The following is a 21,212-nucleotide window of genomic DNA, read 5'->3' as shown; positions in this document are numbered from 1 at the left end:
CGCGTCGCAGATCACAAAATGCCCCATATTGACGAACTGATGCCCTGGAACTGGACACCTCAATAAGTCAACGCCAGTCAGACCGGACGGATACGTCGCAACCTATGTCGTTGCCTATCTGTCACACCGCACGGGGAGGCAGGTCGATCTCGACGCAATTTGGAGAAAGCAGGAACTCTCGGATGAGATCGTCGAACTCATGCGTGACTGGGCATACGAGATTCGTGATGCGATCGTCGAGACATCCAACGGCAAGAACGTGACCGAATGGTGCAAGAAGGCCGAGTGCTGGAAGGCGATCCGGGGCCTAGACCTTCCCCTGCCATCAACACTGCCGCCGGAAATCGGCGGCACAACGCAGGATACAGGCAAGGGGAAGGGCAGGGAAAGACCTGCCGACCCGTCCCTCAGCCCTGCCGAACTGGATGCGATGCATCGCTGCCAGGGAACCTCCGCCCAGGAATGGATCGCAATCAGTCAGTGGGGTGCAGAGACAGGCAACCTGAAGGACTGGCAGTGCGGGATTGCGGCCACTCTGAGCGGATACGCCGCGCGAGACTGGGCGAAGGCCCCGTCAGTCAAGCAGGCATTGCGCGGTGTCGAGATTCTCAACATCGCCGAAGCAGAAGGAGCTCCGTTCCAGAATGCTCCAGCCGGCTCTGTTAGAGGAACCTGACTTCGGGCGGGACATAGGGCTCAAGGTCAACTGAACTAAGCGTTGGATTTTATGGCACAAATACTTAAGTACTGGCGCTCCCACTCCGCCGGAAACGGCTCCAGCACGCGCACCAGCGTCACGTCCGGCGCTTTCCCGTCCAGGATCGCCTCGACGATGTCGGGCGCAAGCAGTGTCAGGCGCAGGACGCGTGTCATGTAGGAGGGCGCGATCCCCTCGCGCTCGGCCAGTTCGGCGATGGTGGCGAAATCGCCCAACTCCAGCATGCGCTTCCACCGGAACGCGCGCGCCAGCGCCTTGACCAGCGTGTTGTCGGACCGCCGCGAGTACGTGCCACCTTCCGGCAACTGCATCTCCTTCCGCCCGCCTCGCTTCACTACAAGGAACGGAACGTGCAGCGTCACGGTCTCGGGGATCGGCGACCCTCGGCTCATGCGGCCTCTCCGATACTGCCAGCCAGCATCTCGCGCGCGAGGCCACCGAGGCCGTCGACACGGAGGCGGACGTTCAGGCCCTCCGTGCCGATGTCCACGCGCTCGACCAGCAACGCCACGATGCGGGCCTGCTCGGCGGGAAAGAGTTCGTCCCACAGCGGGTCGAGTTGGTGCAGCGCCGCACGGGCGTCGGCCTCGGAGATGTCGTCGGCGTGGGCCCGCGCCGCCTTCCACGTCCCGGCCACGATCTCCGGCTGGCGGAACACAGCGCGGAGCTGGTCTATGACGGCGCCCTCGAGCTCGCCCGCAGGCACGCGTCCCACGGGGCAAGCCCCGGCGCCGTGCTTCAACACGGTCTGGCTGACATAGTAGCGGTAGAGCCTGTCGCCCTTGCGGGTGTGGGTCGGCGAGAAGGCCGCGCCATCGGGTCCGAACAGCAGGCCCTTCAGCAGCGCGGGCGTCTCGGCGCGGGTGCGGGCGGCGCGCTTTCGCGGGCTCTCCTGCAGGATGGCGTGCACGCGATCCCACGTTTCGCGGTCGATGATCGCGTCGTGCTCGCCGGGATAGCTCTCGCCCTTGTGGACCGCCTCGCCGATGTAGGCGCGATTGTTCAGCACGCGGTAGAGGTACTTCTTGTCGATCCGGTTGCCGCGGGGCGTGCGGATGCCGCGCTTCGCGACCTCGCGCGCCAGTTCCGTGCCCGAGCCGATTTCGAGGAAGCAGGCGAAGATCCAGCGGACATGCTCGGCGGCTTCTTCGTCGACTACCAGCTTCCGGTTTTCGACGCGGTAGCCGTAAGGCGGCACCCCGCCCATCCACATGCCCTTCCTCCGGCTTGCGGCAACCTTGTCGCGGATCCGCTCGGCCGTAACCTCGCGCTCGAACTGGGCGAAGGACAGCAGGATGTTCAGCGTCAGTCGCCCCATGGACGTGGTCGTGTTGAACGACTGGGTGACCGAGACGAAGGTCACGCCGTTCCGGTCGAACACCTCGACCAGCTTGGCGAAATCGGCCAGAGAGCGGGACAGGCGGTCGATCTTGTAGACGACGACCACGTCCACCAGCCCGTCCTCGATGTCCTCCAGCAACCGCTGTAGGCCCGGGCGCTCCAGCGTGCCGCCGGAGATGCCGCCGTCGTCATACTGATCGCGGACCAGCACCCAGCCCTCTGAGCGCTGGCTGGCGATGTAGGCTTCGCATGCCTCGCGCTGGGCGTGGAGCGAGTTGAACTCCTGCTCCAGCCCTTCCTCGGAGGATTTCCGAGTGTAGATCGCGCACCGGAGTTTCCGGACCATTCCTGATTTTGCAGGGGCCTTCGTCATGTCCGCGCCCTCCGATTCTTGAGGCCGAAGAACACCCAGCCATTCCAGCGCGTGCCCGTGATGGCGCGCGCGATAGCGGACAGCGACTTGTACGGCCGCCCCTGCCATTCGAAGCCGTCAGCGGTGACGGTGACGATGTACTCGACACCTTGCCACTCGCGGAGCAGCCGCGTGCCGGTGATGGGGCGGTCATGGTCGAGGCGCATGCCGCGCTTCTTCTTGTCACCGCCGTCGAGTTCCTCGCCCAGCCGTTCCAGCCGCCGGATCGTCTCGGGCTTCAGGCCACCATAGGCGAGCTCCTGGATGCGATAGGCCAGCCGGCTCTCCAGGTAGCGTCGGTTGAACGGCGGCGGCTCGCTGTCGAACAGGTCGCGCCACTGCGCCTTCAGTTCCGGCGTTGTGGCGGTTTTCAGCGCAGCCAGGCGCGCGGGGATGGGATCGGCCTTGTTCATGCATTTCTCCGGTCAGTTGGAGTTGCATGACGGCATCGGTCGGCCGGAGAGTGTAGGCGAATTTCTCCAGTCTCGTCAGAAGGTTCACCGCGCTCCCGCAGCCGCAATCGGACCAGCCCGAGCGCCAGCAGTCTACACAGTTCGGCGCGTCGCTCGGCGGGGGTCATCTGGTCGGGCGGCAGCGGGTTCGAGCCCAGCCGCGGATATGTCGGCGCGTTTCTCATGGGAGAAACGCTACCCGCACGCACCCCGAAAACAATTACTTTCAGATGCTTAGGGGAGTGCTGCGTAACTCTGCGGTGTTCTTGGGATGCTCTATCCTACCCGATGGACGACGAACAGCTCCTCGAAGAATGACTTCACAAGCTCGTCGACAGATTCCTGCATCGATCCCTTCGGGTGAGAGAATTCCGAGCCCCCGAATCGAAACACCTCGTAGCCGCGGAGGCGAAGGTTTCGATCAGCCGCAACCATTTCGGCGTACAGGCCGGGATCGGCGCGCTCACCTTTCGCATAGTGGTGCTTGCCGTCAATCTCGAGGACGATCCTCTGTCGGCCAGGCAAGAGCATCAGAAAGTCCATGCGCTGCCGGAACAGAACGCGTTTGTCCGCGAGACGCCTCGCGATCTCTGGATCGTAGTGCAGGTAAACCTGCGGGATGAGCGCCGGCAGCTGGTCTCCAAGTCGCTCAGCGAAATTGCGGAAGTACGCCTTGAAGAATTCCTGCTCAGGACCGTCGTCAAGCGAAGCAAGTAGACGCCGCCCGAGGCTGGTGCGTGCCTCAGCGAGGTCGGCGAGCCCCTTTTGCTCCATCCACCAACGGACCAGGTCGAGCCATGACAACCCATTGCCGATGGGGCGCTCGTAAATGAGGCAGCTGTCGGCATGCTCGAGCACGACGACTTCGTTGTCGATCGCATCCGAGAACCCGAGCCTCGGCTTTGGTCCGTTGGAAGCGAAGATCAGGTTCTTCGGCCGCCCGTCGACGCCGCGGCGAACGGGGCGTACCGAGAATGTTGCGCGGCCCGAGACCTCTCCTGTCTGAGCAACCTCGTAACCATCGAGCTGCAGGATGCGGGTCAAGTCCGCTGCCAGCGCAGCCTGGTCGTCGGCATCACGAAACCGGGGATCCAGAACGGTCTCGATCAGCTGCGCGAACCTCCTCGAAGGACATGTTATGGCCCCGATGAATTCGAAGACCTCCTTCGCGTTCCACAACGGGGCCGCGCCAGTCGCGTGTTGTCTGAGCTCTTCGATCTTGGTGGGGCCGTCGAAGAAGTCCGCAGGCGAACTCAGATCGAATAGCTCCTCGATCACGTCCGGACGAATGCCTTGTCCATGGATCCCGGCACCAAGGCGATCGGCCACCCGGTCGCGAGTGATCGCGGAGATCTCCGTTTGGTCCTTGTCCTGCAGGAGGTACACCCGGTCCTGTAGGCCAATATCGCGCCGTTCTCGTGCAAACTCGAGGACCAGAGCCAGCGCCTTTGTTGGCGGAAGGCTTGCAAGGGTATTCTGTGCAACCGTCTTCTTGCTGGTCCCTTCTGCAAGTGGGATGTCGCGTCTGGAGAAGAATGCCTCGATATCGACGGCCCTCATGGCATCCCGAAAGCAGCAGCCCGCCAGCTCGAACAGATCATCCAACTCTCCGTCACCTGCCACAGCTATAACTCCCGCGCGAACCAACGGATGCGGCCGACGATGTGGATCTCGTCGGCCGTTCTTTCGTATTCGGGGTAGTGCTTGTTGTCGGAGATGACGCGCACCGCGGGCGGGTCGCTGTTGGGGATGTGCTCCAGCCGCTTGGCCACCAGTCCCATCCCGTCGTCCAGAACGAAGATGCCGGGCGGGTTGGGGGCGCGACGGGTCATGTCGACCAGCACCGCGTCGCCGCTCAACAGCGTCGGCGCCATGCTGTCGCCTTCGACATGCATGATGCGCAGCTGCGACGGAGTGGCCTTGAGGCTGTTTCGGATCCAGGAGCGGCGGAAATGATAGACCCGGCCGGGCGTGTCGCCGTCCTCGGTCACGACGGCGCCGCCGCCCATCGCGGGGCGCGGGGTGGCGTGGGCGATGGCCACGAAGGCGTCGTCAGGATTGTCCAGGAAGGGGGGCTTCCCCTCCACCTCACCGATGCCATGGATCAGCCAGTCGCGATCCACCTTCAGCACGCGGGCGACCTCGGCCAGCCGGTCTATACCAGGTCGGGCTGAACGGCCTCGGAGGATGTCGTAGACGAAGGACCGGTTCACGCCGGCCATCTCGGCGACGTGGGCGGGACTGATGCCGAGCTGATTGGCCCGGGCTCTGAGGCGGTCGGAAAGCGTGTGGTGCTCGGTCATGTCATCCCCACCCATCTGTGGATGAAATAGGATAAAATCGGATTGATCGAGGCCCGTCAAGCGAATAAGAACAGAAGGTAAACATCTTGCACGGGAATCGGCGCGGAGGGCAGTGAATGCACATCGACAAATCGTACTTCACGCTTCCCGAGATCCTCGAGCGCTGGCAGATCACCGAGGCCGACCTGATTTACCTCGCGGAGAACGATAAGCTGCGTCTGTCGGTGCGCGTGTTCGGCGTGCCCATGGAGTTCGGTGACATCGAGGAGGACGAGCGAGGCGAGCCGTACAAGGTGCCGTGCGAGCAAAGCTACCACAGCGGCCTGCTCGATCTCCACGCCCGCGATGTGTTCCAACTTTTCCGGTGTGGCGAGGTCCATCTCGAGAGCTTCCGGACGCCGAAGGCCGACTACGCGACGACCTGGGGCGATGCGAAGCCCGTCCTCGTCATGATCGGCGACCTCCTTCTAAGGCGAGATGAACGCGACCGTTTCGAGATCGAGACCGGGTTCTCGCCGGGCGGACAGCCGATGGAGGAGGCGACCTTCATCCACTCGGTCGATTACTTCGAAGTCCGCTGCAACGGATGCCGGTTCAAGCTGGGCCCGATCCAGGCGGAAGTCGTGCGCGCGCTGCACGAGGCGGCGCAGGCCGGGGCGCCCTGGCAGAACGGCAAGGCGATCCTGTCGCGCGCGGGCTCGAAAAGCCTGCGCATGGCCGACGTCTTCAAGTCGCAGAAGGACTGGCGGCATCTGATCCGCTCCGACCGGCGTGGCGGCTACCGTCTGAATCTCGACTGACCTATCCCCTGCCGCTCGGCCTCTGTGGGACCGGGAGGGGGATGGGTGAGGGATGGTGGGGGATGACGGCGCCCCGCCAGCGGCCAAACACCAGTCCTGAAAGGGCTGACTGATCCCCCTCCGCATCCCCCGCCGATCCTGACGACATCCCACTGCGGAATTTCGCATGTTCTCCTCGACAACGAGAGGAGACACCGATGCTGCAGAGGCATTGCCTGAACCAGAAGGAGCTGGCCCGGCGCTGGGGGATCTCCCACCGGACGCTGGAACGCTGGCGATACAGCGGCCAGGGACCGGCCTTCCTCAAGCTCGGTGGGCGCGTGCTCTACCGGCTCGCCGACGTCGAAGCCTTCGAGCAGAGCCAGCTTCAGCGTGCGCTGAAGATCAACGACGCCGTCGCGCGCGTCGGCCACGCGCCCTGCCGTCTGACCGCGGACCCCGCGCGGGCCGCACGGGTATGCTGATGGTCGCCGCAACCCCGATCGGCGCCCGCGTGGCGACGCCGAAGCTCACCGATGTCGAGCTCTACGCCTGGATCGCACAGGCCGAGGCTGGCGCCCGGATCGAGTATCACCGCGGCTTTCTCGGGATCGACGTCACGCCGGTGATTTCGACCTTACCCGAGCCCGAACGCCGTCAGCTTGCCGATCTCGGTCAGGCCGCGTTGGGCGCCTTCGAGAAGGGCCTCGTCCACCTCGTGCAGGAGCGCGTGGGCCCCGACCGCTTCGCCTACATCGCCGTCGCCCGGCCCAGACCGAAGGCCGCCGCTCCCTCGCTCTCGGCGCTGCTCCTCGAAGAGCGCGCCGCGTGATGGCCCTGCCATTCCCTTCCAACGGAGACCCCGCCATGCCGCATCCCGACAACACCCCGCATTTCAACGATCTCGAACGTCTCGCCCTCGGCGACATCGCGGCGCTGCCGCCCGAGATGCTGCTGGATTTGCAGACGACGGCGCTCGCCGAGACGGCCCGCGTGAAGCGGCTGCGGGACCGGCTCGAGGCCGGCATCGCGCAACGCTACGAGGCCGCCGCCGCGGCGGAACGGGCCGCTCAGGGCAAGACCAGCGGCACGGTGCGGGTCGAGGACGAGGGCGTCGTGATCGTCGCCGACCTACCGAAGAAGGTTTCCTGGGATCAGGACCGGCTTGCCGCCATGGCCGAGCGCATCCGCGCCGCCGGCGACGATCCGACCGAGTATCTCGAGATCGCCTACCGCGTGCCCGAGCGGCGCTTCGGCACCTGGCCCGCGGCGATGCGCGACGGCTTCGCTGACGCGCGCAGCGAGACCACCGGCAAACCCGTCTTCCGGCTCGAGGCTCGAGACCGGTGACGCGCGGCGGCGGGACGCCCGCACGGCAACGCCGGGCAGGTTCCCCTTCGGCACCCGGTCACCCCCGCCGCCGCGCACCCTGAACGCAACTCCCGGAGAACCCCATGGCCTTCCGCATCATCACCGCCGACGAACGGCTCTCGACCGCCGAGAACAAGACCTCCCTCGCCATCTTCGGCCCGCCCGGCGTCGGCAAGACGACGCTCCTGAAATCCCTGCCCGCCGAGGAGACGGTCTGTCTCGATCTCGAGGCCGGCATGAAGTCGGTGCAGGACTGGCGCGGGGACTCGATCCCGGTGCGCAGCTTCACCGATTTCCGCGACCTCGCCGTGCTGATTGGCGGCCACGATCCGTCCCAGCATCCGAAGTCCTGGTACGGCGCCGAGTATCACGCCTGGCTGCAGCAGCAGTATCTCGGCACCGGCATCGAGGACTTCCTCGCCCGGAAGCGGATCGTCTTCGTCGACTCGATCACCGACCTGACGCGGCAGGCCATGGCCTATGCCCGCCAGCAGCCCGAGGCCTTCTCCGAGCGGACCGGCAAGCCCGATGTCCGCGGCGCCTACGGGCTCCTGGGGCGCGAGGTGATCCAGGCGCTGAAGCATCTCCAGCACGCGCGCGGCAAGACGGTGATCTTCGTCGGCGTGCTCGAGAAGGTCACCGACGAGTTCGGCACGACGACCTGGCAGCCGCAGATGGAGGGCACGAAGGCCGGGCGCGAGTTGCCGGGGATCGTCGACCAGGTGGTCTCCATGCAGCTCTTCGGCCGCGACGCCAAGGGCGAATGGACCCTGGAGGAGACCTCCGCCGAGCGCCGCCTCGTCTGCCGCTCCGGCAACCCCTGGGGCCTTCCCGCCAAGGACCGCTCCGGTCGTCTCGATGTGACCGAGGCGCCCGATCTCGGCGCGCTGATCGCGAAGATCGACGGCCGCACGCCCGCCCACTCTGCCAACCCTTCCTGATCCAGACGCAAAGGACAGACCCATGAGCTACGATCTCAACGACGCCCAGCCGCAGATGGCCCCCATCGGCGAGCTGATCCCCGATGGCACCTTCGCCAAGGTCCGCCTGACCGTGCGCCTCGGCGGCGTCGACGGCGCCACCCCGATGGACGCGAAGCTTCTGAAGGCCTCGCAATCGAGCGACGCGAAGATGCTGGATTGCGAGTTCACCATCCTCGAGGGGCCGCATGCCCGGCGGAAGTTCTGGCAGAGCTTCACCGTCGCCGGCGGCAAGGTCGACGAGAAGGGCCAGTCGATCGGCTGGAAGATCTCGAAATCCACCTTTCGGGCGATGGTCGACAGCGCTCTCGGGCTCGATCCCAGGGACGAGAGCCCTGACGCCAAGGCCAAGCGGGTGCTGCCCGGGCTCAAGCATCTCGACGGCATCGTCTTCGCTGCGCGGATCATGGTGGAGCCCGCCTCCAACCCGCAGTACCGCGACCAGAACCGCATCGCCAACGTCGTTCTGCCCGACGAGCCGCAGCATGCCGCGATCATGCGCGGCCAAGCCGTTCCTCCGGAGCCCGTCAACGCCCCGCCGCGCAAGGCCGCGAGCGCGCCGACGCCGGGCTGGCAGGCGCCCACGCCGGCATGGGGTGCGCAACCGCAAGCCCCGGCGGCGGCTCCGGCCTGGGGCGCACAGGCGCCGGTCCCGCAGCAGCCCACACAGCAGCAGCCCGCCCAGCAGCCGCCCGCGTCACCGCCGTCCGCGCCGGGCGGAGCGCCGGCGACCGGTATGCCCGCCTGGCTCAATGGGTGAGGCGCGGTCGGCAGCACGGCGGCGGAGGTCAACCCGGCCTTCGCCGCCGCCCGAGGCCCGGCGCGATCCTGCCGGGCCGATGACCCCGGATGAATGGCAGGCGCACGTGACGCGCGAGGCGGCTCTGGAGATCGGACGATGGCTCGAGGCCCGAGGAAGACTGCACGCCCCCATCGCAAGCCTCAGCCTCGGCGATCTGGAAGCCATGGCCAGCAATGCGATCTCGCGCTGGATCGTGCTCCAGTCCGAAAAGCTCCAGAGGGCGGGCTGGCCGCCCGAGGACCCGATCGGGAGCTTCTTGCTCGGGTAGCGCTCTGCGCCGTCTGCGCCCGCGAGGCGCGCGGCTTCGGCTACTGCCACGGCCTCCGCTGGGATCGCCACCCCTACCACCGCTTCTGCTCGCGCCGCTGTCAGGACGTGGGCAGCGCCATTGCCCGAAAGAACAACGGCATGATCGACAAGACCGCGCGCGAGGCCCGTGCGATCCGCGATGCGCGGACGCTCTTCGCCGAAGCGCTCACCGACCTCGGGCTCATGGAGCCCTTCTTCCACCGCAGCGCCGAGGACATCGACCGCCTGATCGAGGCGGCGGTCACCGGCTACATCGACAGCATGCAGGAGCAGGCCGCGCGCAAGGAGCGCACCGGCACGGTCCTCGACGACCCGATCCCATTTTAGGAGCGCGGCGATGATCGACCTGAACGACGACACCCCGTCCTGCAGCTGGAAGCACCTGCTCGAGGCTGCCACCGAGAACGCCGTCACCGATTTCGAGATCGAGTTCTGCGACAGCCTCCGCGAGAAGCTCGCGCGGTTCGGCGACAGCACCCGGCTGACGGACGCGCAGTTCCACAAGCTGACCTGCATCGCGCAGGCCGGCGGGTTCTGGGAGCGCGAGCGATGATCGACCTGAACCATGGCTCGGGCTGCCTCTACGGCGCCGACGCGCCGCGCCCGCCCATCGCGGAAGCCGTGTCCACGGCCATCGACACGGCGCTGTCCGCGCGCAACCGCGCAGAGCGTCCGCGCACCTATGTCAGCTCCTCGGGTCTCGGCCGCGACTGCCTGCGCCAGATCCAGTACGACTTCCTCGCGGTGCCCAAGGACGAAGGCCAGGAGTTCGCACCACGCACGCTGCGCATCTTCGAGGCGGGCCACCGGGCCGAGGACATCGTCGCGGGCTGGTTCCGGATCGCCGGGTTCGACCTGCGCACCGAGCGTCCGGACGGCCGTCAGTTCGGCTTTGAAGCCCTCGGCGGGCGCTTCAAGGGCCATATCGACGGCTGCTTCGTCTCAGGCCCGGTCGCGATGGACTATCCCGCGCTCTGGGAGAACAAGGCGCTCGGCGCGGCCAGCTGGAAGGATGTGGTCAAGCGCGGCGTCAGCCTCGCGCGCCCCGTCTACGCCGCCCAGATCGCGCTCTATCAGGCTTACATGGAGCTGCCGGCCCCGGCGCTCTTCACCGCGCTGAACCGCGACACGATGGAGCTGCACGCCGAGCTCGTGCCCTTCGACGCGCATCTCGCGCAGGAAATGTCAGATCGCGCCGTCGCGGTGGTGCGGGCCTCCGAGGCGAGGGAATGGTTGCCGCGCGCGGCGGCCGAGCCTACCGCAGTCCTCTGCAGGGGCGGCATGGCGGCCGGCAAGTGGCACGCTCCTTGTGCCTGGGCAGGCCGGTGCTGGGGAGAGCGGCGATGATCCCCGACGCCTATGAGCTCAAGCGGATCGTGCGCGCGCATCGCGAGCGGTTCTGGTGCTCCGACCTGCTCGGAGCGGCGGAGTTCGCGCCGATCTATTTCTTCGACGATCAGGCCGCGTTCGATGGCGATATCGTCGACCGCGCGATGACCCGGGTGCTGACCGGCCCGCTTCGGCTGCCGCACCCGTCCGTGATCTTCGAGGTGCGCGAGCAGCGCGCGTCTCCCTCGGGCCTGATCGTCTGCGCTCGCGCCGACAGTGACATCGTCGAGGCCACGTTCCTCATGCGCAAGCGGGCGCCGCGCGGCTGGACGGATTGCCTGGTGCGGATCTGGATGCATCCGGACGGCAAGGCGGAGATCGAGGGCAACCCGGCCGAGCGACACGACGAGACGGTCCGCGGTCACGGCGAAGTCGCCGCCGGCATCGTCTGGCGCGCGCTGACCATCCTCGGCGCGTCCCCGGAAATCCGCGATCGCAAGGTGTCGCTCGCGAAACGGTCTCGCCTGGCCCGCGAGGGCGTGCGCGGATGGGTCTGGCGCCAGGTCGCCATCGATCCGGCGCGCCTGCGGGCAGCGACGCCGCCGCAGGGCGGCAGTCACGCCAGCCCGCGCTGGCACATCCGCCGCGGTCACTGGCGACAGCTGGCCGACGGGCGCCGGGTCTTCGTCCGTCCGTGTGAGGTGGGCGATCCGACCCGCGGCGGGATCGTCAAGGATTACGCAGTGGAGATGCCTCAGCAATGACCGAGTTCACCCCATCCGCCACGCAGGCCGCCGCGATCCGCGAGATCAAGGAGTGGTTCGAGTCCCGGACCGAGCAGCAGCAGGTGTTCCGCCTCTTCGGCTATGCCGGGTCCGGCAAGACCACCGTGCTGAAGTTCGCGCTCGACGAGCTCGGCCTCTCGCCCCACCGCAGCGCGAAGGACGGCCGGTGTGTCCCGGGCGTCGTGACCGCCACCTTCACCGGCAAGGCCGCGCTGGTGCTGACCCGCAAGGGCACGCCGGCGCGCACCATTCACAGCCTGATCTACTCGGTGATCGAGTCGACAGAGGAGGAAATCGAGGAGGCTGCCCGCAAGATCGCGATGGCCGAACGCGACGCGCTCCGTCTCACCGGGTTCGCGCGCACAACGGCCGATGCCGCGATCGAGGCGATGCGCCAGGGGCTCTCAGCGATGAAGCATCCGCGCTTCGCCCTGAACCCGCAGAGCGACGCCGCGGACGCTCGGCTCATCGTGCTCGACGAGGTGTCGATGGTCGGCGAGGAGATGGCGCGCGACCTGATGAGCTTCGGCAAGCCGATCCTCGTGCTCGGCGATCCCGGCCAGCTGCCGCCGATCCGGGGCGAAGGCGCCTTCACCCGCGACGAGCCGGACGTGATGCTGACCGAGATCCACCGCCAGGCGGCCGAGAGCGCGATCATCCGTCTCGCCACCATGGCGCGTGAGGGGCGGCCGATCGGTTTTGGCGTCTACGACGACCATGTCGCCAAGCTCCGCAAGGGCGACATTACGCCGGAACAGGCGCTGCGCGGCGGCCAGCTGATCTGCGGGCTGAACGCCACGCGGCTGCAGATCAACAACGCCATGCGCGCGGCCGCCGGGCTCGGCGGGACCTGGCTGCCCACGGGACCGGCCGAGAAGATCATCTGCCTGAAGAACCAGAACGATCTCGGGCTGATCAACGGGATGTTCGTGACGCTCGAGGACATCGTCGACGAGGGCAGCCTCTACTTCTCCGCCGTCGTCCATGACGAGGACGGGCGCCACATCGGCGAGCCCTATGAGGACGGGCGTCCGGGCCGGCTGCGCATCTACAAGGGGCATTTCGAGGACCATGTCGCCTACGACAACAAGCGCCATGACCGCGACTACAAAGAGAAGCGCCTGCTGACTGAGGCGACCTTCGGCTGGGCGATCACCGCGCACAAGGCGCAGGGCTCGCAGTGGGAGAACGTGATCGTTTGGGACGACGGGCTGGGCCGCAACGAGATCGACCGGCGCCGCTGGCTCTACACCGCGATCACCCGGGCCGAGCGCGGGCTCGTCCTTCTGGCCTGAGGGGTGCGATGATCGACCTCAACGACATCGCGGTCCCGAAGACCCGGTACGACCTCGCTGCCGTGAAGGAGCGGCTGGCATGCACCGCGGCCGACTGGCTGCCGGGGCTGTTCCCCGAGGCCCGGCTCGCGCGGGACCGTCGTTCCTTGCGCTGCGCGGACCTCTCCGGGCGCCCGCCGCGCAAGGAGGGCTCCTGCACCATCCATCTCGACGGACCCTATGCCGGGTGGGGCTTCGACTACGCCACCGGCGAGCGGGCCGGCCCCATCGACCTGATTGCGCAGGCGACCGCCCTCTGTGACGGCGCGCTCTTCGACGAGGCGGCGCGGCTCGCGGGGATGGAACACCCTGCGCCGCGGACAGCCCCGGCGTCGCCCATGCGCGCGCGGCCCGACCACTCGGCCGAGATTGCGCGGCTTCTCAGCGGGGCGGTGCCGCTCGCGGGCACGCCAGGCGAGACCTACCTGCGCGCTCGCAGGTTGGCGGATCCCGGATCGCCCGACCTGCTGTTCCATCCCGATCTTCCGGACTTCGACAGCTGCCGCGGCTGGCCCGGCCTGATCGCGATCCTGCGGCTGCCGGACGGCGAGCGCGCGCCGGGTATCCACCGCACTTTCCTGCTCGACGACGGCAGCGCGAAGGCGCCTGCCGGCAAGAAGATGCTCGGCAGCGTGAAGAACACCGTGGTCCGGCTGTGCCCGATGCCCCAGGACGGGCATATCGGCATCGCCGAGGGGATCGAGACGGCACTCGCCGCGCACGCGCTCTTCGGCACGTCGGTCTGGGCAGCGCTGTCGGCCGACGGTCTGGCGCGGTTCCAATGGCCCGAGGGCACCCGGCGCGTCACCATCTACGCAGATGCGGGGGACGCCGGCCGCCAGGCGGGAGCGACGCTCTCGGACCGTCTGAACCGCGCAGACATCCCGAACGAGATCGTCACCCCGCTCCATGGCGACGACTTCAACGACGATCTGCAGCGCGGCGCTCGCGCGGAGGACTACACGCGCGACACGGAAACTGAAGCGGAGCCGCAGGCCGCGGATCCGGTCGAGCCGGAGACGGCCACTCCCGTCGTCGCGTCCGCCGACGATCCCGCGACCCTGATCGCCGCGGCCGAGGCGTTGACCAACCCGCCCGAGTTCGAAGCGCTGTCCACGCTGCTCGGGCGCATCGCACTGGCGAAGCTCGACCCGCTGCCCGAACGGCAGGTCATCGCGCGGATCAAGTCCGCGACAGGCATCGGTATGTCGGTCCTGACCCAACAACTGGCCGAGCTTCGCCGCCGCGTGAACGCCACCGGCGATCCGCACGCGCCGATCCCGAAGCCCGCCTGGTTCAGGCGCCTCCGGCTCGACCTCGCGGGCGCGCCCGAGCGCAACGAGGCCAACGTCATCGTCGCCCTGACCTCCGATCCGGCCTTCGCCGGCGTTCTTGCCTTCGACGAGTTCGGGCAGGAGATCGTGGTGCGTCAGCCACTCCCGTGGGACGGCGCCGCTGCCTCGCTCCCGCGCCCCTGGGAGGATGCCGACGACATCCGCACCGCCGAGTGGCTGCAGCTGCGCGGCATCAACGTGGCACCGGTGGTCGTGAGCCGCGCCGTCGGCGCGGTCGCCCGCGAGCTGCGCGTCCATCCCGTCCGCGACTGGCTCGACACCCTGACATGGGACGGCACGCCCCGGATCGAGACCTGGACCAGCGACTATCTCGGCGCCGAGCCCACGGCGTTCAACCACACCATCGGCGCGCTCTGGCTGATCTCGGCCGTTGCCCGCATCTATCGCCCCGGCGTGAAGGCCGACCATATGCTGATCCTCGAGGGGCCGCAGGGCGCGCGCAAGTCCACGGCGATCAAGGTGCTGGCCGGCGAGGAATGGTTCACCGACGAGCTGCCGGAGCTGGGGTCGAAGGACGCGGCGCTGCACATGCAGGGTGTCTGGATCGTGGAGATCGCCGAACTCGATGCCATCGGCCGTGCCGAGGTCTCGCGCATCAAGGCGTTCCTGACGCGGACCACCGACCGCTTCCGCCCGCCCTATGGCCGCTACACCGTCGAGGTCCCGCGCCAGTGCGTGTTCGCCGGTACCGTGAACCCCGACACCTATCTGCGCGACGAGACCGGCAACCGCCGCTTCTGGCCCCTCCGCTGCGGCGTCATCGACATCGTGGCGCTCGCCCGCGACCGGGACCAGCTCTGGGCCGAGGCCGTCCACCGCTTCCGCGCCGGCGCGATCTGGTGGATCGACGACCCGGCGCTGCTGGAGGAAGCCCGCGAGGAACAGGACCGCCGCTACCAGTCCGACGCCTGGGACGACCTGATTGAACACTGGCTGACGCACGAGATCCGGACCGTCTCGGATGGCTTCCCCGACTACGGCAACTCCCGCACCGAGAGCGTACCGCGCCCCGAGCCTCTGAGGGATGTGTCGGTCGGCGAGATCCTGGAGGAGGCCATCGGTCTCGAACCAGCTCGCTGGACCCGCGGCGACCAGATGCGCGTCTCGGCCTACCTCAAGGCCAACGGCTGGGAGCGGTATCGGCGACGCGACGAAGGCGGACGCGAGTCGCCGCGGGAGTGGCGGTATCGGAGGGGGCAGGATCGGAAATAGGCGACCGAGTAGAACAAGACGATCTAAACTTCCTTCGAACCACCCAGAAAACCGACTTCGTACTCTTCCAGATCTTCGTGCCGAACCACCCGCAGGTGCCTCTTGAGGATCGTGGTTTCCCTACGCAATTCAGGTGGCTTGACAACTTGGGGCATTGAAGCAGCGCCGATAAGGAAAGCTCCGTTGCGCTCCCAATCACGGAGGAACAGCTGCAGGTTCTCTCCCGAACTCGGTTCCATGATCAGTGATCTTGCGACCACGAAAAACATCTCGCCGATCACCGGCCGCGCTTCCAAGTTGGTCGTCAGAATGACGGCGTAGTGCGATCTCGGACGACCCGGCAGGTGTGTCACGATAGTCACCAGGAGTTCACCGGCTTCATCCTCCGACCCCAGCCTCTCCCGCCAGGCATCGAAGATGCGATAACCGGCATCGGAATTCTCGAACATCAAAGCCAGAATGGGCAGACCGACAGGTGACAGCTTCATCACCGCGACACCCCTCCACTTCGCGGCGTTCCAGAGCGGGACGTCAATGAGAGATCGGGTCTTCAGTTCTCGATGGCTGCGTATCACCCCGAATGGCTGATCCGTCGTGTCACCTGCCTCCTGTCCTTCAGGCGCAGAAACTTCGGGCAACGGAAGAGCCGCTCGAAAAGGAAAAGGCCGTGGGGGATCAGCACGAAAATGATCCACGATTCTGGCAGGCGTGACCGGTGTCTCCTTCAATACCCGGCTCATGCTGACACCCAATCCGAGCGAAGTCATGATCCGGCTGATTGCCGTATCGCTGTCGAGGAGCGTCTCAAGCGACTTTGGCCCATCCTTCATAATGCAGGTCTGACCCATGATGTACGCAACCGTCGTCAGCAATGCATCTCGCGCATCCGAAGCTGTCCTTGGCTCAGCCGGATCCCAATCGGCTGGCCATTCGAGCAGGTCCTGCGACGCGGTCTCGTCAAACTTTGGGCAAGGAGCCGCAATCACATCGCTCAACACTACACGCACCTCGTAGCGCTCGCGATGTGCGGCGAATCCAGCTTCGAAACCGGTCGCCAGAAGCGTTTCAGCCATTGAGATCAGGAGTTGCGCAACCAAGGCGCATCTCGCTCCCTTGTCGCCGGAGATCGTCAGCTGCAGCCCCAGGACATCCGTTTGGAAGGCGAATGGACCGTCGAATTCTCCGATCAGGCCATGGCGAGGCAGGGCACAAGCTGGTTGCGCCGAAAGCTGAGCAAGCATTTCGAGATTTGTTGCGCGATCTTCGATCGCCGGGCCGAGAGCTTCGTCTTCGTAGCCAAGAGCATATAAAAGGCACGTGGATGCTGCCGGCAAATCCATTGCCATGAGGACATCGGGCAAGTTCTGGAAGGCGGACAGATCCGCCTCCCGAGCATTCAGGAATTGGCCTCCGAGCGAGAAGTCGAAAGTCTGAAGTGTTTCGCGTGCTCTATTCTTCGAATCTTCGTCGAAGGGCAACGATGCAAGGATGCCGCGTGAGACTGCGACGACGTCCAGTAACTCCGCGACAAGACCAAGTTCCAGATCGATCCATCCCAACAGGAGGAATGTGGGAAGTATCTCACTCGGGGGCACCGACGACTTTTCGGCTTGTATCACGATTGCTGAAAGACCGAACAAAGCGGTGGCTCTGGCCGCCCATGGTAGCCCGGCCCCGCGATAGGCTACAGCGAGAAGGTATGCCGCTTCCACCAACTCATCGAGATGCTCTTCCTTTGTCAGACATTCGACAACGGTGCCTAGGCGGCGAATGACCTCGAACCGATCACGTTCGATGTCAAGTTGCCGAGCCCGGCGCAAGAAAAGCATGCCACGTGCCGTCTCACCGCGCCGTTGTTGAAGCGCGTCGCCAAGGTGGTCGACGACGCTGGACAACGTTGCGTTTCCTCCGAGAGTCTCGCCGAGCATTTCCACGAGCTGCTCCAAGCGATCAAAGTCATACTCCATCAATCCGCGGGCGGCGTCGATGATTTCGATGATCTGCGATAGTCGTGTCTCGATCGAACTCAAGTCGCTGGCTGCCAGGTCCACCATAATGCCACGCATCAACAGGAGCGTCCGGGCGGTCAGCCTGTTGTTGGGCCGGGTCTCGTCATTCCACATCGACTCGAGACTGGCTTCCAGTCGTTCCCATGCCGCTTGAACATCGACAGCCACACCGTCTGCGGTGGCTTGGGCAAACGGTCCTGACAGCCCGAAAAGCAGGTTCGTGGCCCTCTCGATTGCGGATGCGTGATTGAGAGCGAGGGCGCGCTCCTCTATGTCGCGATAGCCATCGCGGACGGCCCCAATGTCGTCGAACCAGTGCAGTGCCGTCCAAAGCTTCTCGTAGCGCGCCGCCAGGCTGTGTCGGTCCGCTCCATGGCGGTCGGCGAGCCGTATGGCTCGGTCAAAGCGGCCATCAGTCTCATATCGTGGTCGCTCCAGTTCTCGGGACAGGATTGCGGCATCCAGCGCGCATTTCACTACGGCTAGCGGCGCCTCCGCTGCCCGCTCGGGAGTTTCGAGCTCACGATCCAACGACGCCAACCGTTCCCGGCGTTCCCTGTCGCGCGGCCCAATCTTCGATTCCTCGACCTTTTCGCCAATGCCGAGATGGATATGGGCGAGATCGCGGGCATCCTTTTCAATGACGTTGTCTACAATCCAATTCCGGTCGAGAATCTCCACCAAGATGCCATGCTCGGCCGCCAGCGCATCTTGCAGTTCAGAGCGATCTTTTGATCGCGCGTAACGAGATGTGACGAAGAATGCCGTCTTGTAGCCTCGCCCAGTTCCGACCATCCCAGCCACATCAGCGCGTGCCTTTGCCTTCCAATCCTTCTTGGTACTGAAAGCAAAGCCCCACCTCTCGTTGCCGCGGTCAGCGCGACCCTCGAAGTGGCGTTCGACGACCTCCTCGGCAGTCATGATGCTCTCGGTATCGACCTTGCCATCTCCCCCGCCTTCCGGACCCGTGGCCGGCTTGAGGAACGGACAAACAAAGCGCTCGCAGAGTGCCTTCGCGAACCGCTCGAACGCCTGCATGTCGTTGCGTGCCGTAAGGTTCTCCAATCGTTGTTCCAGGACGTCCCGCGACAAACGATAGAGCGAGCGTTCCGAGCTGTCCGAAAACTGCTCTGGACGCCGCATGCGCATGAACTCCGAAGGAGAGGGCACTTCGTCGATCATCACGGAGACTTCTTCGCTCGCCACGCCAATACTCGAATTTCCTAACCCTGGGGCCACAACGCGTTGAGGTAAGACCCTCTTCGCGCTCCCAGATATAGTAACAAGCGGAAATGTGTTCGCCTACCGGATTTGGCTTGTCTCTCGTGGCGGAAGTCGACGCGGCAGCCACCAGGTTCTGATTTGCCGGCACCCAGACCAGCTGCCGGATCTCCTGTCCCAACCTCCCCCGGTGGCCCCAACCCTGTCCCAACCTCCCGAGGGGGTTGGGGACACGAAAAGCTGTTCAAAAACAACGGTGTCCCCAACCTCACCCCATGGTCCCAACCTTTTGCTACACATTCATGTGGGAGAACGGAAAAGGTCGGGAACATGTTTTTCTATACGAAAAGAGAAGGACCCCCGTTGGGGACACCGAGGTTGGGACCACATCCGGTCAAGCCATTGGAGTGAAACGATAAAGGGCTGTCCCAACCCCCTCGAAGGTTGGGACCACGCGGTCGGAGGTTGGGACCGGGACGGGTTGATCGCCAATCACCTTCGGACGCCGCAGCCATGGTCGTTTTCGCTTTGGCTGAGGACCGCCGGATGCTAGAACTTGCGGTGACCGAAGCCGAAGGCCCACAGCTTGTGAGCCTTCACGATGAACACACCGATCCCCGCGCAGGACGTCCGCCCGGAACCGGGCGCGATCAGCCGGTCCTGCATCCTCGCCCTAGACCTCGGCACCACGACCGGCTGGGCGCTCCGCAGCCATGAAGGTCTGATCACCAGCGGCACGGTCAGCTTTCGGCCCGGCCGCTTCGACGGCGGGGGCATGCGCTACCTGCGCTTCACCAACTGGCTGACCGAACTCGACCGGCTGTCCGGGCCCATCGCCGCGATCTGGTTCGAGGAAGTCCGCCGACACGCCGGCACCGACGCGGCCCACATCTACGGCGGGCTGATGGCAACCCTGACCTCGTGGGCAGAGTTGCGGGGCATCCCCTACCAAGGCGTTCCGGTCGGCACGATCAAGCGCCACGCCACCGGTAAGGGCAACGCGCCAAAGGAGGCGATGATCGCCGCGGCCCGCGCCAGGGGGTTCTCTCCCGCCGACGACAACGAGGCGGACGCCATCGCCATCCTCCATTGGGCGATCGAGACGAACGGGGGCCTGGGATGAGGTGGTATCCGAAAGGCTACGGCGGCACGCGCCGGGATCCCGACCAGGTGAAGCGCGATGGCTGGCATGACGAGGGCGTGCTCGCCGTATCTATCGACGACCATCGCCTGACCTGGCCGGAGCGCGAGCTGGTCCGTCAGCTCGGCGAGAAGCTGTATGGGCCTCGCTCGGACAACCGGGAGGCCGCGAATGGCTGAGTGGACGCCCACCATGGTCGAGGACCGGCTCGAAAGCGCGGCCGACGTGTTCCGCTCTCTGCCCGAGGTGAGGCCGCAGGGCTACTTCAACGCCTGGCCCGAGTACTTCCACAGCTTCGCAGACCAAGTAGGCCAGGAGCCGCGAACCCGTCGGCCGAAACCCGGACCGCGCGACATCACGCTGGCCGAAGAAGCCTTGCTCTGGCTGCGCTGGCTCGAGCCCGCCGATGCGCGCCTGCTCTGGCTCCGGGCGAACCGGAAGCCGTGGAAACCGATCTGCTGGGAACTCGGCATCAGCCGCGCCACCGCGAACCGGCGCTGGCAGTACGGGGTCGCAGTCATCGTCTGGCGACTGAACGGGAGGCGGGTGCCGAAGAAGCGGTCGATGGGGTTCATTTGCGCCAGCGCAGGGAAGTCTATTTGACGTTCCAAGGCGGATCGAACATCCAGATCAATGTTCGTTCGACGGCCGATACGCGATGATCAGGGGAAATTTCTAGCCATCGCGCGAAGACCGTCTTCTTGATGTGCTCGCGCCGAACGCTCCGATCAGGGAATTCCATTTTGAAGGCTCGTTGAATGGCGTGGCTGTCATCTCCGGAAATATGCTTGGCTGTAAGGCGGTCCTTGAGGCCCTTCTTACCTTTCGCTTCACCCACGTACATCACGTCATCCCCAATCGTGAGAATGTATACGCCCGTGCTTGAGGGTGGCTTCGCGGCCCCCATTGGCACACAAGGCTGGGAAAGCAATGCTGCTACGTCATTTGCGATGGCTGCCTGAGCCGCTTCTAATTCAATCACACGCTTGAATGGCAAGCTGTATTTCCTTTCGATCCTTGGCTTCGCGCTGCGACAGCAACCGCAGAACTGCATTGTCAACCACGGCCTGTTGAGTGAGACAATTTCTTGCGAGACACCGCAAGGTGAGACGGATCGTCCCTGTGAAGGTATCCATGGCGATATACTCGGGGTCGTGCGCTAGGGCGAACCGACGCTGATCCCGAGGTGGACACCGGGGCTGGCTTCCGGGGTCCAGCCGGGGTCCAGGCCGCCAAGCCTTTGTTTTTCGGTTCCTTTCCGGGCCGAAAGGTATGCTGGCGGGCTTGGCGCGAAATATCGCCAGCGACAGGGCCGAATTTTTGGGAAGCCACCGGAGTCCGGAAGCCACCTGAAGGGTC

The 21,212-nt window shown here is 65.6% G+C and carries 24 protein-coding genes; 17 read left to right on the top strand and 7 right to left on the bottom strand.

Annotation, left to right across the window (positions count from 1 at the left end; translation table 11 throughout):
• The first annotated feature begins 199 nt into the window (after positions 1-199).
• Complete coding sequence (locus tag ACFQXB_RS18245) at positions 200-676, top strand: hypothetical protein (protein ID WP_377406665.1); 477 nt, start codon at positions 200-202, stop codon at positions 674-676.
• A 35-nt stretch (positions 677-711) separates the two neighbouring features.
• On the opposite strand, the gene ACFQXB_RS18240 is transcribed toward ACFQXB_RS18245, so the two are convergent.
• The 5 genes from ACFQXB_RS18240 to ACFQXB_RS18220 form a co-directional block, all read right to left on the bottom strand.
• Positions 712-1,110: a hypothetical protein gene (locus tag ACFQXB_RS18240; protein ID WP_377406663.1), complete on the bottom strand. Its 399-nt coding sequence runs from the start codon at positions 1,108-1,110 to the stop codon at positions 712-714.
• Positions 1,107-2,432 (bottom strand): recombinase family protein, encoded by a 1,326-nt coding sequence (locus ACFQXB_RS18235; RefSeq protein WP_377406661.1) that lies wholly within the window; start codon positions 2,430-2,432, stop codon positions 1,107-1,109. Before ACFQXB_RS18235 ends, ACFQXB_RS18240 begins: the two co-directional genes overlap by 4 nt.
• Positions 2,429-2,884, bottom strand: coding sequence for a DUF2924 domain-containing protein (locus ACFQXB_RS18230; RefSeq protein ID WP_377406659.1), 456 nt, complete (start codon positions 2,882-2,884; stop codon positions 2,429-2,431). Before ACFQXB_RS18230 ends, ACFQXB_RS18235 begins: the two co-directional genes overlap by 4 nt.
• 315 nt (positions 2,885-3,199) lie before the next feature.
• Entirely contained in the window at positions 3,200-4,528 is a 1,329-nt protein-coding gene (locus tag ACFQXB_RS18225; RefSeq protein ID WP_377406658.1) for an AbiJ-related protein, read from the bottom strand.
• A 20-nt stretch (positions 4,529-4,548) separates the two neighbouring features.
• Positions 4,549-5,226 carry a LexA family transcriptional regulator gene (locus tag ACFQXB_RS18220; RefSeq protein ID WP_055663674.1) on the bottom strand — a complete coding sequence of 226 codons (678 nt, stop codon included), beginning with the start codon at positions 5,224-5,226 and terminating at the stop codon, positions 4,549-4,551.
• Positions 5,227-5,342: 116 nt separating this feature from the next.
• Between ACFQXB_RS18220 and ACFQXB_RS18215 the strand changes: the two genes are divergently transcribed.
• The 13 genes from ACFQXB_RS18215 to ACFQXB_RS18155 all read left to right on the top strand — a co-directional run bounded on the left by ACFQXB_RS18215 (position 5,343) and on the right by ACFQXB_RS18155 (position 15,482).
• The gene (locus ACFQXB_RS18215) at positions 5,343-6,026 is read left to right on the top strand and encodes a hypothetical protein (protein WP_377406656.1); all 684 of its coding nucleotides are present in this window, start codon (positions 5,343-5,345) and stop codon (positions 6,024-6,026) included.
• A gap of 197 nt (positions 6,027-6,223) precedes the next feature.
• Positions 6,224-6,490 (top strand): helix-turn-helix transcriptional regulator, encoded by a 267-nt coding sequence (locus ACFQXB_RS18210; RefSeq protein ID WP_377406654.1) that lies wholly within the window; start codon positions 6,224-6,226, stop codon positions 6,488-6,490.
• The gene (locus ACFQXB_RS18205; protein ID WP_377406652.1) at positions 6,490-6,837 is read left to right on the top strand and encodes a hypothetical protein; all 348 of its coding nucleotides are present in this window, start codon (positions 6,490-6,492) and stop codon (positions 6,835-6,837) included. Before ACFQXB_RS18210 ends, ACFQXB_RS18205 begins: the two co-directional genes overlap by 1 nt.
• A 35-nt stretch (positions 6,838-6,872) precedes the next feature.
• A complete protein-coding gene (locus ACFQXB_RS18200) occupies positions 6,873-7,355 on the top strand; it encodes a hypothetical protein (RefSeq protein ID WP_377406650.1) in 483 nt (160 codons plus the stop codon).
• Positions 7,356-7,459: 104 nt separating this feature from the next.
• Positions 7,460-8,317, top strand: a complete 858-nt coding sequence (locus ACFQXB_RS18195) for an ATP-binding protein (RefSeq protein ID WP_377406648.1) — start codon at positions 7,460-7,462, stop codon at positions 8,315-8,317.
• A 22-nt stretch (positions 8,318-8,339) separates the two neighbouring features.
• Positions 8,340-9,116 (top strand): hypothetical protein, encoded by a 777-nt coding sequence (locus ACFQXB_RS18190; protein ID WP_377406646.1) that lies wholly within the window; start codon positions 8,340-8,342, stop codon positions 9,114-9,116.
• Between the two features lie 79 nt (positions 9,117-9,195).
• A complete protein-coding gene (locus ACFQXB_RS18185) occupies positions 9,196-9,426 on the top strand; it encodes a hypothetical protein (protein WP_113668847.1) in 231 nt (76 codons plus the stop codon).
• A 140-nt stretch (positions 9,427-9,566) separates the two neighbouring features.
• On the top strand, positions 9,567-9,794 hold the full coding sequence (locus ACFQXB_RS18180; protein WP_036731919.1) for a DUF6511 domain-containing protein: 228 nt from the start codon (positions 9,567-9,569) through the stop codon (positions 9,792-9,794).
• 10 nt (positions 9,795-9,804) lie between these two features.
• Positions 9,805-10,020: a hypothetical protein gene (locus ACFQXB_RS18175; RefSeq protein WP_036731917.1), complete on the top strand. Its 216-nt coding sequence runs from the start codon at positions 9,805-9,807 to the stop codon at positions 10,018-10,020.
• The gene (locus ACFQXB_RS18170) at positions 10,017-10,814 is read left to right on the top strand and encodes a hypothetical protein (RefSeq protein ID WP_377406644.1); all 798 of its coding nucleotides are present in this window, start codon (positions 10,017-10,019) and stop codon (positions 10,812-10,814) included. Before ACFQXB_RS18175 ends, ACFQXB_RS18170 begins: the two co-directional genes overlap by 4 nt.
• A complete protein-coding gene (locus ACFQXB_RS18165) occupies positions 10,811-11,560 on the top strand; it encodes a hypothetical protein (protein ID WP_377406642.1) in 750 nt (249 codons plus the stop codon). Before ACFQXB_RS18170 ends, ACFQXB_RS18165 begins: the two co-directional genes overlap by 4 nt.
• Positions 11,557-12,876, top strand: a complete 1,320-nt coding sequence (locus ACFQXB_RS18160) for an ATP-dependent DNA helicase (RefSeq protein ID WP_377406640.1) — start codon at positions 11,557-11,559, stop codon at positions 12,874-12,876. The genes ACFQXB_RS18165 and ACFQXB_RS18160 overlap by 4 nt, the downstream gene beginning before the upstream one ends.
• A gap of 8 nt (positions 12,877-12,884) precedes the next feature.
• Positions 12,885-15,482 (top strand): VapE domain-containing protein, encoded by a 2,598-nt coding sequence (locus ACFQXB_RS18155; protein WP_377406638.1) that lies wholly within the window; start codon positions 12,885-12,887, stop codon positions 15,480-15,482.
• Positions 15,483-15,505: 23 nt separating this feature from the next.
• On the opposite strand, the gene ACFQXB_RS18150 is transcribed toward ACFQXB_RS18155, so the two are convergent.
• Positions 15,506-18,673: a hypothetical protein gene (locus tag ACFQXB_RS18150; protein WP_377406636.1), complete on the bottom strand. Its 3,168-nt coding sequence runs from the start codon at positions 18,671-18,673 to the stop codon at positions 15,506-15,508.
• Positions 18,674-19,313: 640 nt separating this feature from the next.
• Here ACFQXB_RS18150 and ACFQXB_RS18145 point away from each other — a divergent pair.
• Genes ACFQXB_RS18145 through ACFQXB_RS18135 form a run of 3 tightly spaced genes read left to right on the top strand, consistent with a single transcriptional unit; the run spans position 19,314 to position 20,456 of the window.
• Positions 19,314-19,835 carry a crossover junction endodeoxyribonuclease RuvC gene (locus ACFQXB_RS18145; protein ID WP_377406634.1) on the top strand — a complete coding sequence of 174 codons (522 nt, stop codon included), beginning with the start codon at positions 19,314-19,316 and terminating at the stop codon, positions 19,833-19,835.
• Entirely contained in the window at positions 19,832-20,032 is a 201-nt protein-coding gene (locus tag ACFQXB_RS18140) for a hypothetical protein (RefSeq protein ID WP_377406632.1), read from the top strand. The genes ACFQXB_RS18145 and ACFQXB_RS18140 overlap by 4 nt, the downstream gene beginning before the upstream one ends.
• Entirely contained in the window at positions 20,025-20,456 is a 432-nt protein-coding gene (locus tag ACFQXB_RS18135; RefSeq protein WP_377406630.1) for a DUF6362 family protein, read from the top strand. The genes ACFQXB_RS18140 and ACFQXB_RS18135 overlap by 8 nt, the downstream gene beginning before the upstream one ends.
• Here ACFQXB_RS18135 and ACFQXB_RS18130 read toward each other — a convergent pair.
• Entirely contained in the window at positions 20,449-20,850 is a 402-nt protein-coding gene (locus ACFQXB_RS18130; protein ID WP_377406628.1) for a hypothetical protein, read from the bottom strand. The two genes, ACFQXB_RS18135 and ACFQXB_RS18130, sit on opposite strands and share 8 nt — an antisense overlap.
• Between the last annotated feature and the right edge of the window lie 362 nt (positions 20,851-21,212).

This window comes from Halodurantibacterium daqingense (assembly GCF_042666235.1).
Lineage (GTDB): Bacteria > Pseudomonadota > Alphaproteobacteria > Rhodobacterales > Rhodobacteraceae > Halodurantibacterium > Halodurantibacterium daqingensis.
This window is presented reverse-complemented; position numbering and strand designations above follow the sequence as displayed.

Coding starts and splice junctions, on each gene's coding strand:
- ACFQXB_RS18185 (WP_113668847.1), top strand. CDS start 9,196: ATGACCCCGGATGAATGGCAGGCGCACGTGACGCGCGAGGCGGCTCTG.
- ACFQXB_RS18195 (WP_377406648.1), top strand. CDS start 7,460: ATGGCCTTCCGCATCATCACCGCCGACGAACGGCTCTCGACCGCCGAG.
- ACFQXB_RS18165 (WP_377406642.1), top strand. CDS start 10,811: ATGATCCCCGACGCCTATGAGCTCAAGCGGATCGTGCGCGCGCATCGC.
- ACFQXB_RS18190 (WP_377406646.1), top strand. CDS start 8,340: ATGAGCTACGATCTCAACGACGCCCAGCCGCAGATGGCCCCCATCGGC.
- ACFQXB_RS18170 (WP_377406644.1), top strand. CDS start 10,017: ATGATCGACCTGAACCATGGCTCGGGCTGCCTCTACGGCGCCGACGCG.
- ACFQXB_RS18235 (WP_377406661.1), bottom strand. CDS start 2,432: ATGACGAAGGCCCCTGCAAAATCAGGAATGGTCCGGAAACTCCGGTGC.
- ACFQXB_RS18220 (WP_055663674.1), bottom strand. CDS start 5,226: ATGACCGAGCACCACACGCTTTCCGACCGCCTCAGAGCCCGGGCCAAT.
- ACFQXB_RS18205 (WP_377406652.1), top strand. CDS start 6,490: ATGGTCGCCGCAACCCCGATCGGCGCCCGCGTGGCGACGCCGAAGCTC.
- ACFQXB_RS18245 (WP_377406665.1), top strand. CDS start 200: ATGCGTGACTGGGCATACGAGATTCGTGATGCGATCGTCGAGACATCC.
- ACFQXB_RS18150 (WP_377406636.1), bottom strand. CDS start 18,673: ATGATCGACGAAGTGCCCTCTCCTTCGGAGTTCATGCGCATGCGGCGT.
- ACFQXB_RS18175 (WP_036731917.1), top strand. CDS start 9,805: ATGATCGACCTGAACGACGACACCCCGTCCTGCAGCTGGAAGCACCTG.
- ACFQXB_RS18200 (WP_377406650.1), top strand. CDS start 6,873: ATGCCGCATCCCGACAACACCCCGCATTTCAACGATCTCGAACGTCTC.
- ACFQXB_RS18210 (WP_377406654.1), top strand. CDS start 6,224: ATGCTGCAGAGGCATTGCCTGAACCAGAAGGAGCTGGCCCGGCGCTGG.
- ACFQXB_RS18160 (WP_377406640.1), top strand. CDS start 11,557: ATGACCGAGTTCACCCCATCCGCCACGCAGGCCGCCGCGATCCGCGAG.
- ACFQXB_RS18155 (WP_377406638.1), top strand. CDS start 12,885: ATGATCGACCTCAACGACATCGCGGTCCCGAAGACCCGGTACGACCTC.
- ACFQXB_RS18180 (WP_036731919.1), top strand. CDS start 9,567: ATGATCGACAAGACCGCGCGCGAGGCCCGTGCGATCCGCGATGCGCGG.
- ACFQXB_RS18240 (WP_377406663.1), bottom strand. CDS start 1,110: ATGAGCCGAGGGTCGCCGATCCCCGAGACCGTGACGCTGCACGTTCCG.
- ACFQXB_RS18135 (WP_377406630.1), top strand. CDS start 20,025: ATGGCTGAGTGGACGCCCACCATGGTCGAGGACCGGCTCGAAAGCGCG.
- ACFQXB_RS18215 (WP_377406656.1), top strand. CDS start 5,343: ATGCACATCGACAAATCGTACTTCACGCTTCCCGAGATCCTCGAGCGC.
- ACFQXB_RS18140 (WP_377406632.1), top strand. CDS start 19,832: ATGAGGTGGTATCCGAAAGGCTACGGCGGCACGCGCCGGGATCCCGAC.
- ACFQXB_RS18230 (WP_377406659.1), bottom strand. CDS start 2,884: ATGAACAAGGCCGATCCCATCCCCGCGCGCCTGGCTGCGCTGAAAACC.
- ACFQXB_RS18145 (WP_377406634.1), top strand. CDS start 19,314: ATGAACACACCGATCCCCGCGCAGGACGTCCGCCCGGAACCGGGCGCG.